This window comes from Streptomyces venezuelae (assembly GCF_008642295.1).
Lineage (GTDB): Bacteria > Actinomycetota > Actinomycetes > Streptomycetales > Streptomycetaceae > Streptomyces > Streptomyces venezuelae_C.
In genome coordinates this window covers 3160019-3178015 of sequence record NZ_CP029190.1, presented here as the reverse complement: position 1 = coordinate 3178015, position 17997 = coordinate 3160019, and the positions used below count along the sequence as shown (strand labels likewise).

The following is a 17997-nucleotide window of genomic DNA, read 5'->3' as shown; positions in this document are numbered from 1 at the left end:
GGGAACGGGAACGCAGGTTTGGGAGTGCGACGCAGTGACCACCGCGGAAGAGAAGCAGGGGCCGCCGCAGCCGGCGGCCGTGGCCGCCGCGGCCGGCCTGCCCGGCGAGCCGGCGGGAACCGGCATACGGCAGCCGGCCGCCGGCACCGCCGCCGGCCCGCACAGCTCCGGCGGTAGCCCGGCGGACACCGGCACCGGCACGGGCGCCGACGCCGGCACCGCCGCCGGCCCGCACAGCTCCGGCGGTAGCCCGGCCGCACCCGATTCCGCCGCGCGCCGAGCGCTCCGTGCGGTCACCGGCCGCCCCATCGCCGTCACCACCGCGGTCGCCGCCGTCCTGCACGTCGTCTGGTTCTTCCTCTTCGCCAACAGCGGCGGTGACCTCGCCGCCCAGGACGCCTGGGCCGAGTTCGTCGGCCGGCACCCGGACTCCGCCTACAACCTCGCCTGGTACGGCGGGATGCACCCGGTCTCCTACAGCGTCGTCTCGCCGTACCTGATGCACGTCCTCGGCGTCCGGACCACGATGATGATCGCCGGAACCGTCTCCGCCGCCCTGCTCGCACTGATCCTCACCCGCTGCCGCGGTGCCGTCCGCCAGCCGCTCTGGCCCGCCCTCGCCGGGGTGTACGGGCTGTTCTGCAACGCCCTGTCCGGCCGGGTCACCTTCGGCCTCGGGGTGATGTTCGCGCTCGGTGCGGTCGCCGCCGCCTTCTGCTGGCCCCGGATGTGGGCGCGGAAGCGCTGGGCCAAGGCGGCCGTCGCCGCGCTGCTGGCCGGGCTCGCCACCGCCTCCAGCCCGGTCGCCGGGCTGTTCCTCGGGGTGGTCGCCGCCGCGCTGTTCCTGAGCGGCCGGCGCCCCGGCGCGTACGCCCTCGGGCTCGCGCCGGTGGCCGTGGTCGGGCTCTCGGCCTGGCTGTTCCCCTTCTCCGGCACCCAGCCGATGACGGTGGCCTCGGCCTGCCTGCCGTACCTCGCCGGGGTGGCCGTCCTCGTCCTCGTACCGAAGGGCTGGACGACGGTCCGGATCGCCGCCGGCGTGTACGCCCTGGGCGTCTTCCTGACCTGGGCGATCGATTCACAGGTCGGCTCGAACGTTACCCGCCTGGCGATGCTGTTCGGCGGCGCGGTGCTGCTCGCCGCCCTCCCGTACGCGGTGCCGCGCAGCCGGCGCTGGTACGCCGTGCTGCTCGCCGTCACCTCCCTGACCGTCTGGATCACCGCCAACAGCGTCCTGGACATCGTCCGCACCACCCCGGTGGCGGCCTGGAACCGCGAGCTCGCACCGCTGGTCGACCAGCTGCAGAAGGCGGGCGCCGACCGGGGCCGGGTCGAGGTGGTCCCGGCCAGCAGCCACCGTGAGTCCTCGGCCTTCCCCTCGTACGTCAATCTGGCCCGCGGCTGGAACCGGCAGGCCGACCTGGAGCGGAATCCGCTCTTCTACGACGACACGCTGACCGCCGACAGCTACCGGGAATGGCTGGACCGGTGGGCCGTGCACTATGTGGTGCTGCCCGCCGGCAAACCGGATGTGGGCGGCGAGGACGAGGCGGCCCTGGTCCGCGAGGGCCTGCCCTACCTCCAGCAGGTGTGGGGCGACGCGAACTGGCAGCTGTTCAAGGTGCACGAGCCGGGACAGCTGGTCGGCGGCTCGGCCCAGGTGGTCCGCGCGGCTGCCGACCGGATGGTCATCGACGTCAAGGCTCCCGGACGGGTGCTGGTGAAGGTCCCGCACTCGCCGTGGCTGGGCCTGGTGGACGCCAACGGCAAGGCCGTGATGCCCCCGCAGGAGACGGAGCTCTCCAAGGCCGGGCGCACGCCGGTGAAGCAGTACGAGAACACCGCCGGCTGCCTGTTCAAGGCGGCGCCGGACCTGGAGGGGGACGTCTGGACGGAGCTGCTCGCCCCGGCCCCGGGTGAGTACCGGCTGGCGGCGAAGTACCGGGTCCCGCGGGGTACGCCCTGCCCGGAGGCGCTGATCCACCAGGAGCTGGGGACGCCGGCGCGGACGAGTCCGCCCCGGCCGTCCCCCCAGCCCTGACGTACGGGCTCAGACGCGCTTGGCGCTGCGCAGCGTCGTCGCGTAGTAGCCGTTGCCGTCGAGGCGCGAGGTGCCGCCCTTGTCGCCGATGGTGGGCCCGTTCGCCTCCTCGCGGCTGGAGATGAAGATCTTGTGGCCGTCGGTGTCGGTGCCCAGGTAGATGCCGGTGTGGTCCAGCCGCTCCCCGGTGCGCGCGTCCAGCTTGAAGAACAGCAGGTCGCCCGGCTGGAGCACATCGATGGATGTGGGCCGGTGCTCGGTGCCGACCCCCTTGAGCGGGATGACGTTCACGCCCGGCTTGCCGCGGGCCATGCCGTTGGCGGTGCGTGCCAGGCCGTCGCCGGAGCTGTCGGTGGCCATCAGCGGGAAGCGGGCCCGGTAGCCGAAGACCGTGCGGATGAAGCCGGAGCAGTCCATCGAGCGGGCCCGCATGGGCTCGGGCTTCATGATGGTGCCGCTGCGGAAGGTGTAGGGGATGCCGAGGTAGTCGTAGAAGTCCGACTCCTCCAGCCGGTAGTCGTTGCCGACCGAGCCCTTGGGGTTGATCGGGCCGAAGTTGGCGTCGCCCGCGTAGGCGATGCCTTCGGCGTCCTTCTTCACCGGGGCCTGGTCGCCGTACTGGAAGGCCATGGCGAAGATGTCGTCCTCTTCGCTGCCGAAGTACTTCTTGAACCAGTCCTTGAACCACTGCTCGCGCTCGGCGCCGTTGCGCCACACCTCCGGCATCAGCCGGACCCAGTTCTCGGTGACCACCCGGGTCTTGGTGGTGGCCGGCTCGGTGAAGGTGCGGCTGGGGCCGGTGAGGGTGGCGGTGCGGGCGCCGTCGGTGAAGGTCGCGAGGATCCCGCCCTTGCCGTCACGCAGCACGGAGCGCTCGGGGTTCTTCAGCCGCTCCCACTTCTGGCCGCTCTCGTCGGCCGTCTTGGCGGCGGCTGCGGGGGTGTCGACGACCGACTGGATCGCCGGCGCCTTGGCCTGCTCCTCCTTGCGCAGCTCGATCGTGAAGTACGCGCTTCCGGCCAGCAGCGCGATCACGGTGGCCGCGTGCAGGACGGGACGGGTGCGGCGTTTGGACGTGGCGGCGGTCATCGGTGACTCCGGGCGGGATCGGTGGTCGAGGTGTGGGGGCGGGCGGGGCGGGCGGGGCGCGCGGCGTGGCCGGCGGGGCGGGGGCGGATCACGCGTGCGGCATGACGCCGAGCAGGATGCCGGCGGTCAGGACGACGTACGTCATGAGCGTTGCGGAGCCCGTCGCCAGCAGGGTGGCGCCCTTGGGCTGGCGGACCAGCTGGTAGGCGATCAGGCCGGGCACGATGAAGCCGAGCGTCTGGTTGGCGTACAGCAGCGGGAACTCCATCTGCAGCAGGATCACCACCCCGCCCTGGAGGATCACGCCGATCAGCACGACGGCCGCGAACAGCCGCTTGCCGTAGAGGATCACGTAGCGCTGGACGACGAGGGTGAGGACGTACGTCAGCACGGTGACGCCGAGGACGATCGCGGCGCGCTGGAGGTCCTCGATCAGGGTGAGGGCGAGCCAGCCGGGGGTGATCATGCCGCCGGGGGACAGGTTCGTCGTCAGGTAGCAGACGAGGGAGAACAGCAGGCCCAGGGCGATGCCGATCGCGGCGATCTCGGGGGTGAGGACGGCGGGGATCAACGGGGTTCTCCTGGGCTGGGCCACTGCTGAGGCTGCTGCTGCGGGTTCTGGGGTCGGGGGAGCTGGGGCTGCTGGGGCTGGGGCTGCTCTTGGCGGGGCCAGGGGGCGGGCTCCAGCGCCGGGCGCCTCGGCTGCTGTTGCTGTGGTGGCTGTGGCTGCGGCTGCGCCTGCACCTGGGGCTGCGGTGCCGGTGCGAACGACTCGTAGGAGTGGTCGTAGGGCTGGGCCGGGTGCGAGTACTGCTGCTGGTACGGGTACTGCTGGTGGCCCGGCGTCGTCCACCGTGCCTCCTCGGCCGCGGGCAGGTAGCCGTACGGGTCGAGGGGCTTGGCGTACGGGCCCGTGGTCTGCGGTACCTGGTACCCGTGCTGCGCCGGGTACGCCTGCGGTGCCTGGTACCCCGGGTGCGGCTGCTGGGCCTGCTGGGCCTCCTGCATCCGCGGTGCCTGCTGCGCCGGCTCGGCGTCCTCCTCGAAGGAGGGCAGCTCGGCGAGGTGCTCCAGCAGGATCTCGCCCTGGCCGTGGATGTTGCCGATGGCCACGAGCGAGGAATCCGCCCCGAGGTGGCCCAGCAGCTCGTGCATGAACTCCTCGCCGTCGCGGCCGTCGCCGCCGAGGTCGACGGCGCGGTCGCGCCACTCGGCGGGGATCGCGTCGATGGCGCTCTTGGCCGGGTGGCCGATGACGAACACCTTGTCCGGCTGGAGGTCGGGCACGATCTGGCCCATCTGGCCGTTGCGCTCGACCCGGTCGGGACGGCAGTTGATGACCACGTTCAGCGGGCGGCTGATCGCGCCGAGGTCGAGCAGCTGGTTGATGTTCATCAGCGTGGACTCGGGGTCGTTGGCCGCGAACACGTTGGCGAACCGCAGCCGCTTGTCGCCGGGGGCGATGTAGCGCTCGACGGAGAGCACGCCCGGGTCCGGCGGGGCGTCGTACATGCCCTGGAGCGCGGTCTCCCGGTCGATGCCCAGGAGGTCGGCGACGGTCAGCGCGATGGCCACGTTCTCCTTGAAGGTGAACCAGCTGAAGCCGCGCAGCTCCTCGTCGCTGACCATGTCCGGGTCCGCGTAGATCAGCGTGCAGTCCCGGGCGTCCGCCTCCTCCTGGAGGACATGGAAGCGGTCCTTCTCGGCGGTGACGCAGATGCCGCCGTGCGGCATCGACCGCGACAGGGAGCGGCCGATGTCGTCGAGGGTCGGGCCCATCTCGGCCACATGGTCCTCGCGTACGTTGCACAGCACGCCGATGGTGGACTGGATCAGCTTGGCCTGGTTGAGCTCCTGGAGCGGCGGCATGACGGCCATGCACTCCATGACCAGTGCGTCCGGCCGGTAGGCCGCGGCCCGCCGCACGATGCCGATCTGCTCGACGACATTGGCGATGCCGAACTTGCGGTAGACCGGTTCCTCGGTGGCGTCGGGGTGGATGAAGCGGGCCGCGGTGCCGGTGGTCTTGGCGACCGTGACCAGCCCGCCGCCGCGCAGTGCGCCCGCCACCAGCCGGGTGATGGAACTCTTGCCGCGGATGCCGTTGACGAGCACCCGGGTGGGTATCTCGTCCAGGTTGGCGAAGTGCCGCCGCTGCTCGATGATGCCGGCGACCAGCATCAGCAGGCAGCAGACGACCAGCACGATGTAGAGGAAGAGCACGGCGGGTCAGTTCCTTCCGGCCTGGTGGGTCGGCGTGGTGCCGGAGGCAACGGCGGCGTGGGTACCGGCGGTGGGGCCGGCGGCTTCGCGCCTGCGCAGCTCCTGGAGCTGCTGCCGGATGACTTCCAGACTGCGGGTGACGGCGCCGACCTCGTCGTGGTGGCGCGGGTAGAGGACGGTCCGGCGGTCGCCGTCCGCCAGGGCCTCGGCGCGCTGCGCGAGTTCGCGCAGCGGGCGTACGACGATGAGGTGGAGCCAGCCGAGGCAGGCCACCGCGGCGGTCAGGCCGAGCAGCCCGGCGAGCACGGTGCGGTTCTGCAGGCTGTACTCGGGGATGCCGAGGCCCTTCGCGGGCTGCCAGCTGATCACGGTCCAGCCCATTTCCTTGGCGGCGCCGCCGCCGACGAACGGGGCCGCGGCGGCGATGGTGTGCGTGCCGTTGTCGCGGTAGAGCACACCGGCCGGCCGGGGGGCCATGCCGACCTTGAGCGCGGCGCCGTCGGCCAGGGCCTCCAGCCGCTCGTCGTCGAGCTTCTCGAAGGCGCGGTAGCCGCTGTTGGAGGCGATGACCCGGTGCTTGCCGTCGACGACCCGGATCTGGCCCAGGCCGGGCCGCTTGAGCAGCCCGTTGAGGAAGTCGATCCGGAACTCGCCGATCAGGGCGGTGCCCGGCCGTCCGGCGATCTCCGCGGCGCCGATCAGGACGGGCTCCTTGCCGCCCTCCTGCAGGGTGATGGGCTTGCGGCGGTCGGCGGCCTTGACGCGGGAGGCCTGCGGGTCCTTGCCGGCCTTGGCGAGCACGGTGCCGTTCGCGTCGACCACGTACAGGGACTGGTAGCGCAGGTGCTGCTGGAGGGTGCGTTCCAGCACGGTGCCCATGTGGTCGGGGGTGGTCCGGTCGTTCATCCCGGAGGCCACCGACAGCAGGTCGGCGTGGCCCTCGTTGAGTGCGCGGCGGATCCGGTCGTTCAGGGTGTCGGTGCGGTCGCGCTGGTCGTTGACGATCTGCTGGGGGATGACGGCTTCCTCGCCGGCCCGGTTGACCATCAGGCCGAGCGGCAGGCACCAGCCGAGCAGCAGGAGCAGGGCCAGGCCGACGAGCGTACGGACGCCGGCCTTGCGCACCTTGCCGCCGGTCTCGACCCCGTCCGGGCCGGGGTCGGGCCGGCCGAGCAGCTGGTGGCGCAGGCGTTCGAGGGCCAGGCCGATGCGGGAGCCCTCGCCGGTGCGGGGGACCGTCACCGGGCGGTGCAGGTCGCCGCGGGTCAGCCGGCGGCTCTCCAGGAAGAGCGCGAGCAGCGGGCGCTGCACGGTGCCGATGAGCAGGAGGATCACCAGGGCGCCGATGATCAGCAGGGCGCCGGCCGCGGTCAGGCCGGCGAAGGCGCTGGAGGCCGACCGGGTGTCCTCGGCGATGTTGACCATGGCGACGACGGTGAGGCCGAGGCTGGTGGCGGTGGTGCCGACACCGGGCTCCGGACCGGCCAGGGTCGCATAGCCGGCGGCGGCGCGGTCGCCCGCGAACTCGCCGCCCAGCAGGCTGCCGCTGACACCGAGGAAGCCCCCGGAGCCGGGGTTCTTGGCGGACAGCGGGTGCTGCTCGGCCTTCTTCGCGGCGGTCTTGGCGAAGGACTTGAGCTGCTTGGTGTCCCGCTTGACGTCGGCGCGCTGGAGGTCGGTGAGGACCTGCTCGGGTTCGGGGATGCCGTCGCTGCTGAGGATGCGGCCCTTGCCGTCGACCACGGCAATGGCCCGGAAGTCACCGAGGCTGATGCCGGGGAAGCGGAGGCTGCTGGAGGAGACCAGCAGCTGCTGGGGCACGCCCGGCCAGGTGAGGAGGGCGAAGGTCAGCAGCCGGGTCTCGCCGTTGGCCAGGCGGACCATACGGGGCGAGAGGCCGCCCTCCTCCGACAGCTTGGAGCGGTCGACGGCGGTCAGCGGCAGGTCCTCGCCGCGGGCCGCGAGCAGCTGGCCGGAGCTGATCTCGACGATCGCGGTGCCGCGCCACTTCTGGTAGACGTTGCTGATCTTGTCGAGGACGGCGTCCGGCGGTACCGGGGCCCCGGCGGAGAAGAGGGTGGCGGCGCGGTTGAGGTCGGTGACGCTCTCGTCCAGCGAGGCGCGCAGCGCGATGGCGCCGTCCTCTGCGAAGTGCTGCTGCGAGGTGAGCACGGCCTCGGGGAGGGTGTCCTTGCGGACGCTGCCCAGGCTCAGTGCGGTGATGCCGGCGAGGAGCAGCAGCAGGACGGACAGGACGGCGATCGGCGGGCGGATGCCACCGAGCAGTGACATGTCGGCCCTTCGGCGGGCCTTTTGCCGCCGCTTCGTACGCGAAGCGGCCACGGGGACGCTCCTCTCCTGAGTGTGCGCGCGCGGGTGCACGCGAGGGTGACGGGACATGGGGGACAAATGCCGTGGTGCCGGACTCAGCCGCCCGGGAGTTCTTGGAGGGGGCGCAGACCGTCGTTCGCGGCGCCGCGGTTCAGTACGGTGCCCTGGGTGCGTTCGAAGGCCAGCCGGTACCGGGAGCGCTGCTCGGGGAGCAGGTCCTTGCCGTTCCTGAGCGCCGCAGCCACGTCGACCAGCCGGTGGTCGCGTACGGGCCCGGGCGCCGCCCCGGGCGCGGCGGCGCTGCCCGGCTCGGCCTCGGGGTCCGGCGGGATGTCGGTGAAGGTCGGTACGTAGCGGGCCTGGACGTCCCAGGTGCCACCCTTCTTCTCGGTGAACTCGAACCAGCCGATGACGCCTTCTTCGGTCAGGCCGCTGGGCACGTCGTGGCGGGCGAGCTGGTTGCCCAGGCCGTACGCGACCCAGGTGCCGGCGACCTTCTCGAAGGGCTGCACCACATGGGCGTGGTGGCCGATGACCAGGTTGATCCCGGTCTTCTCGGCGATCTTGCGGGCCAGCTTGAGCTGCGGCTTGCTCGCGTTGGGCTGGTGCTCACGGCCCCAGTGGAGGGAGAGGATGACGACCTCGGCGCCGGCTGCGCGGGCGGACTTCTCCGCGGCGGCGATCCTGTCGAAGTCGATCAGGTTGGCCAGCCACGGCTTGTCCTTGGGGACCTCGCGGCCGTTGAACCCGAAGGCGTAGGAGATCTGGGCGACCTTGACGCCCTTGACGTCCATGATCAGGGTCTTGTCGGCCTCGGCCTGGCTGCGGGCGGAGCCGGTGTGCTTCAGGCCCGCCTTGTCGAGGGTGTCGAGCGTCCGGTACACGCCCTCGGGTCCGTGGTCGAGGACGTGGTTGGAGGCCGTCGAGCAGGTGTCGTAGCCGATGTTCTTGAGGGTGTTCGCGATCTGCGGCGGAACCAGGAAGTCGGGGAAGCTCTGGAACGGGCCGTTCGGCTTCCCCAGCACCGGTTCCATGTGGCAGATGCCCAGGTCGGCCTTGGAGACGACCGGCTTCACGCCGTCCATGATCTTGTCGAAGTCGTACCCGGCCTTGCCCGCGGCCTTCGCGTCCCGGGCCGCCTGGTCGGTCAGCTGCGGGTGGATCAGAACATCGCCGGCCGCCGCCACCGTGAAGGAGCGGCCCCCCGCGCCGGCCGTCCCACCCTCGCCGGCGCTCCCCGCCGCATCCCCGCCTTTGAAGAGGCTGCAGCCCGAAAGGGCAGCCGTCAACGCAAGGGCGAGCGCGGCATTTTGGATCATGAAAGGAGTGCGGGTGTTCGTCACTCCGTTATTTTTGTATGACCATGACTCCTTTTCGTGCGGTCATCGCAAACAAGCGAATAACGATTTCGATAACCTTGGGTGTCGCGGCAGCACTCACGGCGATTGTGCTGTATTTCATGTCGCCGGCCGTGCAGCCGCCCGGTGAAGCGGCTCCGGCGAAGCCGTCGGCGGCGGCCGGCGTCGACCTGGAAAAGCGAATTACCGCTTTTACGAAGGGATTTGGCGAGCGCGGCGGCTATCGGGTGCCCACCGAGCAGGAAAGGCTGACGGTTACTCAGGGGGTCGCCCTGGTCCTCGACGGGGACCTCGAGGGGGCGCGCGCACGTCTTTCCGAGGTCGATTTCGGTGTGGAATCGCTCACGGACGCGGTCAGCGGCCGGCGGTACGCCGAGGTGGCCGACGCGGCCGACCGCACGGACGGCGCCAACCGCGGCTGGGGCCGGGTGTACGTGGACCTGGGCGCGAAGCCCAGCTGGATCGTGCAGGTCCCGCACCCCGTCGCCGACCAGGAGACCGAGCGGCTCGGGGCCCGGGTGCTGCGCGGGACGCCCGGCGGAGTCATGGTGCTGGCCGGCGCGCACCGCACCGCGGGCGAGGGGGATGCTGCCGATGTGGCCCACCGCACGGACTCGGTGTTCCACAGCGTCATCGACGAGCTGATGAAGCGCCGCCTGCCCGGGATACAGCTGCACGGGTTCGCCAACGAGTCCTTCCCCGAATTCGATGCGGTGGTTTCGACCGGGGCCGGGGACCGGGCGGTCTCCGATTCCAAGATCCTTTCCAGGGAGCTGACGGAGGAGGGGCTGGAGGTCTGCCGGACGTATGCCCGGAAGTGCAAGCTGTCCGGAAAGTCCAATGAGCAGGGCCTGGTGGCGGCGGAGGAAAGGCTGCGATTCCTGCATGTGGAGCTGGCCCGCCGGATCAGGACCGACGACGACCGGCTGAATGATGTGACGGAGGCGATTCGCGTCCTCACCCGGCGTTGGGCGGAATCCTGACCGGGTGCGCGGAGGGAATTGTGTGCATACGATCCCAGTAGTCCGATTGGGTGTTCCCAGAGGGAGTGACGACGGGATGAGCAAAGAGCCGAAGCAGCAGGATGCCCGGGCGGCCAAGGAGGCCCTGGAGGCCCTGGAGAACCACGGGGCCGGCCCGATGCCGTGGGCGCAGGGGCTGGGACACCACGGGCACGGGCACGGTTTCGAAGGCCCCGTGCGGAGCAAGGTCAAGGGCGGAGCACACACCAAGGCGGAGCTGAAGCGCGCCGGCACCCCCCAGGGCGACCGCATCGGCGAGCGCAGCAAGGGCCTCAGCTAGGGCCCCGGCCCCCGTACGCTGTCGCTGTCCGGGAGTTGACGCAAGCACCTGCCGAGGGGGCCACCGTGCCGCTCCAGCCAAGCCCCGAGCCGAGCCGCGAGTGGCCGGACCGCAGCCTGCTCGCCCTGCTGTCGCCCCCGGCCCGCCGGGAACTGCTCGGCGCGGGCACCGAGGTGCGCTACGGAGCGGGTGCCGTACTCCTCACCGAAGGGGCCCGGGACCGCCATGTCCTGCTGCTGATGTCCGGGCTCGCCAAGGTCACGGCCACGGTCGAGAACGGGCAGGCCTCGTTGCTGGCGGTGCGGGTCGCCGGGGACACGGTCGGCGAGATGGCCGCCCTGGACGGCGCCCCCCGCTCGGCGACGGTGACGGCCTGCGGCCCGCTGACCGCTCGGGTGATGCAGCCGGCCGCCCTGAACGAGCTGATGGTGCGCCGCCCCGAGGTGGCCATGGCACTGACCCGGATGGTTGCGGACCGGCTGCGCTGGGCCAACCGGCGCCGGCTGGAGTTCCGCGGTTATCCGGTGAAGGTACGGATGGCCCGGCTGCTGGTGGAGCTCGCCGAGCGGTACGGGCGGCAGGACGCGGACGGGGTGGTGGTCGGCTGCCGGCTCACCCAGCCCGAGATCGCCGCGCTGACCGGGGCCGCCGAGACCACCATCCACAAGGGCCTGCGCGAACTGCGGGAGGAGGGCCTGCTGGAGACCGGCTACCGCACCACCGCCATCCGGGACCTGCCCAGGCTCCGCAAACTCGCGGACCTCGCCGGCTGACCGGCCGGCCCCTCCCGTTCAGCCGGCCAGCCAGGGCCGCAGCAGCACGCTCAGGCCTGCGCTGACCCCCATCACCGCCGTACCCGCCACCGCGGTGGCCAGCCAGCGGTACTTGGCCACGGCAACCCCGGCGAGGAACCGTACGGCCTGCGAGAGCTCGCGCCGGGACGCCTCGGCGCCCACCGGCAGCAGGACGTCCGGGCCGCCGGCCGACAGCCGGCGGTAGCTGTACGGGTTGGCCTCGGCCGGCTCCCACAGCCGCGGGCGCAGCGCCAGCGCCAGGCTGCCGGCCCCGACCAGCAGCCCGGCGGCAAAGAGCACCAGCAGCACCCCGGCCACCAGCCCCGGCACCCCGCCGCGCTGCCAGCCGTCCACGGCACGGCCGCTCCAGGCGCCCGCGGTGGTCACCAGTGCGGCCTGGGCCGCAGCCAGGATGCCCGCCTTGGAATCCGCGTGCTGATGCGTGCTCTGTAACGAGCCGAGCATGAACTCGGCCGTCCGGATCCGGTCGGCTTCTGATCGGTCGGGCCGGTCCGGCATGGGGCCACCTCCTGGGGGAACGGATCTGCGTACTCCCCAGTGACGGTCGAACGGGCCGCCGGGACCAGTCACTTGTACGGGATCTCGGCATCCCGTATTTCCACGTGGTGTGTCCGGGAAGCACCCGGTACCACTGGCCGTGAGCCGCCGAAGCCCGCGCGGAGAACCGGAACAGACCCGGGACGATTCTGTGTGGGAGTTGTAACCGCGGTATGGCTTGGGCGAGTTGAGGTGTGCGGCATTCTTTCTCTCCCGGAAACCACGTGGAGGAGTGCGTCATGACAGTGTTCGGCCGAAGGCTTCTGCTGGCCGTCGATGCGAAGGGCTACGGCCGGGCCGGAGCGCTCCTCCAGGGCCAGTACCAGGAGGCCATTCCGCGGCTGCTCGGCGAGGCCGCCGAGGCCGCCGGCTTCGACCGGTCCGCGTGGGAACGGCAGTTCGCCGGTGACTCGGAGTTCGCGGTGCTGCCCGAGGGGGCCTCGGAGCCCGCATTGGTCGACACCTTCATGCGGGCCCTCGATGCCGGGCTGCGGGCCTTCAACAGCACCCGGCTGCGGGAGGCCTGGCTGGAATTACGGGCCGCCGTGCACTTCGGGTCGGTGAGCCCGGGCGCCAACGGGTTCATCGGGAAGGCGCCGGTCGAGATCGGCCGGATCCTCGACAGCCGTCCGCTGCGCGCCGCCCTGGCCGGCGCGGAGGACGCCTGCCTGGCCGTGGCCGTCTCCTCCACCGTCTTCAACGACGTGGTCCGCGAGGCCTACACGGCCATCCGGGTCAAGGAGTTCCGCGAGGTGCGGATCGAGGCCAAGGAGCACTCCGGCCGGGCCTGGATCTGGGTACCCGGCCACGACGTACACCTCCTGGACCTGGAGGGTGCGGAACGGACCACTGCGGAGCCCCCGGGTCCGGGGGCGGAGCCGGGCCCCGGGAGGGGGGAGGGGCCCGGCTCCGGTGGCCGGCAGGAGGCCGCCCCCGCCGGGGACGTCGTCGTACAGCAGTTCACCGGAACCGTCCACGCGACGGGCGGCGTCTTCGGGATCTCCAAGTGACCGACAGGAACGACGGCGGTCTGTCCGGGGAAGCAGGTGGGGTGCAGATCCGAGCACGCGACGAGGGGCCCGACGAGCGGCAGGAAGAGCGGGAAAAGGGCCCGGAGGGGGCTGCCGCGGCCCCGGAATTACCCCCGGAGCCGGCCGGGGACAGGGAGTCCCGGCAGGAGCAGCGACCGGAGCACCGGCAGGAACAGCGGCAGGAACCCCGCCCCGCACGGGCGCGACGCCAGACCGCACCCGAACAGCCCGCCCCCGGCGGCGAGTTCGCCACCGTACTGAACTACGTCAATCAGTCCTTCCACGGCCCGCTGAACGCACCCCAGGCCCACTTCGGCATCGCCCCCGACCACGCGACCGCGGGCGGCGGCCGGCGCCGGGCCACCGGCCGGATCGACGCCGGCGAGATCGACGACCTGATCGGCCACTACGTCCCGCCCGCCCCCTTCGAACGAGCCGTCGAGGCCCTGGCCGAGGACACCGTGGTGGTCCTGGTGGGCCCGCCCGGCACCGGCAAGCGCTCCGGGGCCGTCGCCCTGCTCAAGGAAGTCGCCGACAGCACCGGCTATGTGGTCCTGTCCCCCGACAACAGCCTGGAACAACTGGCCGAACGGACCTTCGCCAAGGGCATCGGCTATGTGCTGCTGGACCGGATGAGCGAGGGCCCGGCAGCCGCCCAGACGGCCGACTTCGACTGGCGGCGGGTCCGCGACCAGGTCCGGAGCCAGGGCGCCCACCTGGTGGTCACCACCGTGCACGACCCGGACGGAGGGCAGCCCGAGGCGGTCCGGCACATCGGCTGGAGCGCCCCGGACCTGGCGGACGTCCTGCGCCTTCGGCTCCGTACCGGCGGCCACGCCGAGGAAGGCGTGACCCGGGCGGCCGAGCTCATGCCCGCCGAGTGCACCGTCGCGGAGGTGGTGGCGGCCGTCGGCCGCATCCTCGGCGGCGCCGAACCCGCCCTGGTGTGGCGGGAGTACGGCAGTGATGCCGCCCGGCCGGTGCGCGACTGGTTCGGCGGAACCGAGCGGTCCCTCCAGGAGATCGCCGAGATCACCACCCTGGCCTTCGTGACCGGAGCCGGGCGCCGCACCTTCGAGTCCCTCCAGGAGCTGCTGGAGCCGCTGCTGGAGCCCGCGTTCCCGCCCGAGGCCCCGCCTGCTTCCGCTGCCGCCGCCCCCACCGACGACGACACACCGGCCACCAGACCCGCCGAACCCCCGCTCCCGGCACGCCGGTTCGCCGACCGGCGCCGCTCCCTCCGGCGCAACACCCTGGTCGCCACCGAGGAACAGGCCGAGGCGCACGGCTCGCCCACCCGCACCGTGGTGGTGTTCCCCAGCCCCCCGTACCGCCAGTGGGTGCTCCAGGAACTGTGGGCCAACCACTCGACGGCGTACTGGGACGGCGTACGGCACTGGCTGGACCGGGTGATCGCGGCCGGGCCGAGCCCCGGCCTCCAGATGTCCGTCTCCACCGGACTCGCGCTGCTCGCCCGGCCCGCCTTCGACGAGGTCGCCGACTGTTACCTGCTGCCCTGGGCGCGCGGCGCGGCGGGCCCGGCCGGCCGGGCCATGGCCGTACAGGTGCTGTCCTGGATGGCGCTGGACGCCAGCCTGGGCGCCGCCACGCTCACCCTGGTGCGCAGCTGGGCCCAGTCCGGCGACCACGAACTGCGCACCACCGCGATGCTGGCCTTCAGCAGAGGGCTGCTGGGGATGACCTTCCCCACCGACGCGGTCAAGTGGCTGTGGCACCTGATCAGCCAGTGGCAGGGCAACGGCGCCGCGGCGTCCACCGAGCCGATGATCGCGCTGTCCCAGCTGTTCGCGCTGCTCACCGAGTACGGGGAGGACGTCGGGGTCGTCCTGGACGCCCTGGTGTACCGGCTGCGCAAACAGGCCCGGACCAGGGTCGCCACCCACCTCAAGGGGGTGACCTTCGGTTCCGTGGTCCTGGTGCTGACCGTCGTCGAGCAGCGGACCCGGGTGCCGGCGGTGGCGGTGCTGGCGGGCCGCGGTTCACCGGCGCTCACGAGTGTGGCCGAGCTGTGGGCGGGCGTGCTCTGTCACCGCCCGTTCCGTGGCGCGGCACTGGCCTCCCTGTACACGGCCCTGTGCGCGCTGCCGGCCGTGTGCGAGGACCCGCAGGCCGCCGCCGGGCGGCTGGGGCGGGAGATGGGGGCGGTACTGCCCCCGGACGAACGGTCGCGTCTGGATCTCGTCCTGCGCAGGGTGGCGGGCCGGCCCCGCCCCCAGATCGCCGAGATCGTCGACGAGTTCCTGGCGGCCGTACTGCGGACCGAGAACGAAGGACTGAGGCGCCATGGCTGACAGATACCCCCTGGTCGAGCAGCGCGAGTTCGGCCCGCCGGAGCAACGGGGAGGCTGGCTGAACAAGCGCACCACCCGGGAGCAGGCCGACCTGCCGCGGATCGCCGCGCACCAGGTGCTGGTCTACCGGGTGGGCGAGGAGTACGTGGAGGACCACGGGCTGCGCGGGCCGCGGGACGAGGTGGTCGTCGGGGCGAGTTCGGTGAGCGTGGTCGACCGGCGGGTGGCCGTACCGCTGGTGGTGGAGACGTCCGTACCGTCCGCGGAGACCGGTGCGTTCACCCTGCGGGTCACCTTCCACTGCACGGTGACCGATGCGTGTGCCGTCGTACGGGACGGGGTGGAGGACGCGGAACCGCTGGTCCTCGGATACCTGCGGGAGGTCCCGGGGCTGGCCGAGGAGGGCAAGGACCTGCCGGTGCGGGAGGCGGCGGAGGTACGGGACCGGGTGTGGAGCCGGCTCTGCGCCTACGGGGAGATGGTGCCGGCCAAGGTGTCGGGCATGCGGATCCGGCCGGTCACGGTGGAGGTCCTCACCCCGGAGGAGTTCGCGGCGCACCTGCGGGCCCGGGAAGAGGCCGAACGCACCCGCCAGCAGAACCGGTTCGAGGCGGAGCTGGCGGAGGAGCGGGCCCGGTCCGAGCACGAGCGGCAGCTGCTGGAGCGCGATCTGCTGCGGGAGCAGCGGCTCACCGAGGAGCGGTACCGGCAGGAGCAGGCGCTGGCCGAGGAACGGCACCGGCAGGAGCTGGAGGACCTCCGGTCGGTGTTCCTGCAACGGTCGGACGTGGCAGCGCTGGACCACCGGCTCGGCCAGGAGACGAAGACCAACGCGCACGGCAGGCGGGAGACCGCCGAGGACGTCAAGGTCTTCGGATACGACCCGCTGGCCGCCGACTACCACGCCTTCCGGCGCGGCGAGATCTCCGCGGACACCCTCTCCAAGCGACTGCACGAGGCCGAGGCGGCGGCGGACGGGCGACGGGAATCCGAGGACGCGCGGCAGTGGCAGCGTCTGGAGCGCCAGGAGGAGCGGGCCCGCGAGGCCGCCCGGGCCCGGCTGGAGCGCGGAGACCGGATCCGGGAGCTGTCCCGGCAGGACCGGCGGGAGGATCTCGCCTCCCGGCGCCAGGAGGAGACCCGTCGCTGGGAGCAGGAACAGGAGAACAGCCGGCAGCGTCGGCGGGAGGACCGCGAGGACGCGCTGGTGTACCGGCAGGAGCAGCGCGAATGGCGGGAGAAGATGCTGACCGCGAAGTACGACCTGACCAAACGGGTGATCGACCGGGGCCACGGGGACGATGCGCACCTGGACGTCACCAGCCTGATCAACGACGTCGGCGAGTCCCACCTGGCGGCGGCGCAGGCCGCGTACGCGCTGGCCGAGGGGCCGGGCGAGGTGCACCGGGTGGAGCGGGCCGACGCCGGCCCTGACACCGGCGCGCCGGCCGCCGAGGACGACGATCTGGACCTGGACCTGGACCTCGACCTGGGTGAAGCGGGGAGGGAGGAAGGTGTCGGCTGACGCACCGGCCCGCCCGTCCGGGCGCGCCGGCGAGGAGGCGGACTTCCCGTGGCTGCCGGCACCGGCCCCCGGCCCGGCCCCCGAGGCGCCGCGGGGAAGGGCGCGCGGGCGCCGCCGGCCGCCGCCGGCGGTGTACCTCCGCCGGCTGATCGGGGTCCGCGAGGACGTCCTCGACTGGGTTCCGGAGGAACGCGCCCGCTACACCTGGTACGGGGCCATCGTCCTGAACACGGCGCTGCTGGGCGGCGCCTCGATGGCCCTGGCCATCGCCACCATCCGGGACGAACTGCCGCTCGCGGTGGCGCTGGTGGTGGCGGCGATCTGGTTCTGGGTGGTGCTGGCCCTGGACAGCTGGCTGGTGTCGAGCACCCACGGCATCCCCGCCAAGGGCCGGCTGCGGGCCCTGCTGCCGCGGCTGTTCCTGTCCGTGCTGCTGGGCCTGGCCATCGCCGAGCCGCTGCTGTTCCAGATCTTCGACAAGGAGATACGCCAGGAGATCAGCGTCGGCCACAAGCGGGACGTGGAGGCCTACCGGGGCAGTCTGATGGCCTGCAACCCGGTTGACGGCACGGCGACCGCGGGCCGGCCGGACTGCGCCGGGTTCCAGCTGAACGTACCCGGCTCGCCGGGCGCACTGCGCGAGCAGATCGCCCGTAACGCGGCGGAGGTCAAGGAGCGCCAGGCCCAGGTGGCGGCCATCGACAAGACCCTCTCCGAGAAGATGGCCGCCGAGCAGCGCGAATGCGACTACCAGAAGAAGTACGTCTGGAAGAACGGCGGCCGGGACGTCACCGAGACCTGCAAGCGGGCGCGCAAGGACGCCACGGCCTACAGCGAGACGAGCCAGGCCGACCAGCACCAGAAAGACCTTGCGGCGCTCATCCAGAAGGGCCGGGACCTGACCGCCCAGGAGGCCACGGCCGGCGAAACCTACCGCCCCGCGCTGGTCAAGGCCATCGACGAGCGGACCCGCAGCCACGAGCAGTCCCTGGACGACGACGGCCTGCTGACCAGCGCACACGCGCTGGGCACGGTGGCCTGGTCGGACTGGTACGCCGGGTTCGTCGCCGTCCTGCTGCACATCCTGCTGCTGACGGTGGACGCGATGCCGGTGCTGGCGAAGCTGATGAGCGGTCCCACCAGCTACGACCGGGCCCTCACCGGCCGCCTGGAGGCCGGCCGCCGCCGGCACGCGGAGGAACTCCAGGTCCGCCACGCCTGCGAGGCCGCGGAACACGAGGCCCGGCGCCACCGCTCGGCCCAGGAGGCGGCGAACGGCATGGACGCGGTGGAGCACACCTACCGGCTGGCCCAGTCGGAACGCGCCCAGGCGTTCCGCACGGAACTCGACGCCCGCGCGGCCCGCCTCCGCAACCCGTAACCGGTGACCCGTAACCCGTAACCCACCCGATGGGGACCCCCGGCCGAGCAGC

At 72.2% G+C, this 17997-nt stretch carries 14 protein-coding genes; 8 read left to right on the top strand and 6 right to left on the bottom strand.

The window, feature by feature from the left end; genetic code table 11:
• Positions 1 to 34: 34 nt before the first annotated feature.
• The gene (locus DEJ50_RS13820; protein WP_411757603.1) at positions 35 to 2041 is read left to right on the top strand and encodes an MFS transporter; all 2007 of its coding nucleotides are present in this window, start codon (positions 35 to 37) and stop codon (positions 2039 to 2041) included.
• A 9-nt stretch (positions 2042 to 2050) separates the two neighbouring features.
• Here DEJ50_RS13820 and DEJ50_RS13815 read toward each other — a convergent pair whose 3' ends face one another.
• From DEJ50_RS13815 to DEJ50_RS13790, 5 genes are all read right to left on the bottom strand, one after another.
• The gene (locus DEJ50_RS13815; protein ID WP_150208290.1) at positions 2051 to 3130 is read right to left on the bottom strand and encodes an NlpC/P60 family protein; all 1080 of its coding nucleotides are present in this window, start codon (positions 3128 to 3130) and stop codon (positions 2051 to 2053) included.
• An 88-nt stretch (positions 3131 to 3218) separates the two neighbouring features.
• Positions 3219 to 3701, bottom strand: coding sequence for a poly-gamma-glutamate biosynthesis protein PgsC/CapC (locus tag DEJ50_RS13810; RefSeq protein WP_150212113.1), 483 nt, complete (start codon positions 3699 to 3701; stop codon positions 3219 to 3221).
• Positions 3698 to 5353, bottom strand: a complete 1656-nt coding sequence (pgsB, locus tag DEJ50_RS13800) for a poly-gamma-glutamate synthase PgsB (protein WP_223837745.1) — start codon at positions 5351 to 5353, stop codon at positions 3698 to 3700. Before pgsB ends, DEJ50_RS13810 begins: the two co-directional genes overlap by 4 nt.
• Before the next feature lie 6 nt (positions 5354 to 5359).
• Entirely contained in the window at positions 5360 to 7645 is a 2286-nt protein-coding gene (locus tag DEJ50_RS13795) for a cache and HAMP domain-containing protein (RefSeq protein ID WP_150208289.1), read from the bottom strand.
• Positions 7646 to 7779: 134 nt separating this feature from the next.
• A complete protein-coding gene (locus DEJ50_RS13790) occupies positions 7780 to 9003 on the bottom strand; it encodes a CapA family protein (RefSeq protein ID WP_150208287.1) in 1224 nt (407 codons plus the stop codon).
• A gap of 140 nt (positions 9004 to 9143) precedes the next feature.
• Here DEJ50_RS13790 and DEJ50_RS13785 point away from each other — a divergent pair, with 140 nt between their 5' ends.
• The 3 genes from DEJ50_RS13785 to DEJ50_RS13775 all read left to right on the top strand — a co-directional run bounded on the left by DEJ50_RS13785 (position 9144) and on the right by DEJ50_RS13775 (position 11117).
• On the top strand, positions 9144 to 10025 hold the full coding sequence (locus DEJ50_RS13785) for a hypothetical protein (protein ID WP_150208285.1): 882 nt from the start codon (positions 9144 to 9146) through the stop codon (positions 10023 to 10025).
• A 76-nt stretch (positions 10026 to 10101) separates the two neighbouring features.
• Positions 10102 to 10344, top strand: a complete 243-nt coding sequence (locus DEJ50_RS13780; protein ID WP_150208284.1) for a hypothetical protein — start codon at positions 10102 to 10104, stop codon at positions 10342 to 10344.
• A 65-nt stretch (positions 10345 to 10409) separates the two neighbouring features.
• Positions 10410 to 11117, top strand: coding sequence for a Crp/Fnr family transcriptional regulator (locus tag DEJ50_RS13775; RefSeq protein WP_150208283.1), 708 nt, complete (start codon positions 10410 to 10412; stop codon positions 11115 to 11117).
• A gap of 18 nt (positions 11118 to 11135) precedes the next feature.
• On the opposite strand, the gene DEJ50_RS13770 is transcribed toward DEJ50_RS13775, so the two are convergent.
• Positions 11136 to 11657 (bottom strand): hypothetical protein, encoded by a 522-nt coding sequence (locus tag DEJ50_RS13770; RefSeq protein ID WP_150208282.1) that lies wholly within the window; start codon positions 11655 to 11657, stop codon positions 11136 to 11138.
• A 278-nt stretch (positions 11658 to 11935) separates the two neighbouring features.
• Between DEJ50_RS13770 and DEJ50_RS13765 the strand changes: the two genes are divergently transcribed.
• Genes DEJ50_RS13765 through DEJ50_RS13750 form a run of 4 tightly spaced genes read left to right on the top strand, consistent with a single transcriptional unit; the run spans position 11936 to position 17945 of the window.
• Positions 11936 to 12706: a hypothetical protein gene (locus DEJ50_RS13765; protein WP_150208281.1), complete on the top strand. Its 771-nt coding sequence runs from the start codon at positions 11936 to 11938 to the stop codon at positions 12704 to 12706.
• Positions 12703 to 15039, top strand: a complete 2337-nt coding sequence (locus DEJ50_RS33900) for a hypothetical protein (RefSeq protein WP_190344464.1) — start codon at positions 12703 to 12705, stop codon at positions 15037 to 15039. Before DEJ50_RS13765 ends, DEJ50_RS33900 begins: the two co-directional genes overlap by 4 nt.
• On the top strand, positions 15032 to 16564 hold the full coding sequence (locus DEJ50_RS13755; protein WP_150208279.1) for a hypothetical protein: 1533 nt from the start codon (positions 15032 to 15034) through the stop codon (positions 16562 to 16564). The genes DEJ50_RS33900 and DEJ50_RS13755 overlap by 8 nt, the downstream gene beginning before the upstream one ends.
• Positions 16554 to 17945 carry a DUF4407 domain-containing protein gene (locus tag DEJ50_RS13750; RefSeq protein ID WP_150208278.1) on the top strand — a complete coding sequence of 464 codons (1392 nt, stop codon included), beginning with the start codon at positions 16554 to 16556 and terminating at the stop codon, positions 17943 to 17945. The genes DEJ50_RS13755 and DEJ50_RS13750 overlap by 11 nt, the downstream gene beginning before the upstream one ends.
• The last annotated feature ends 52 nt before the right edge of the window (positions 17946 to 17997 follow it).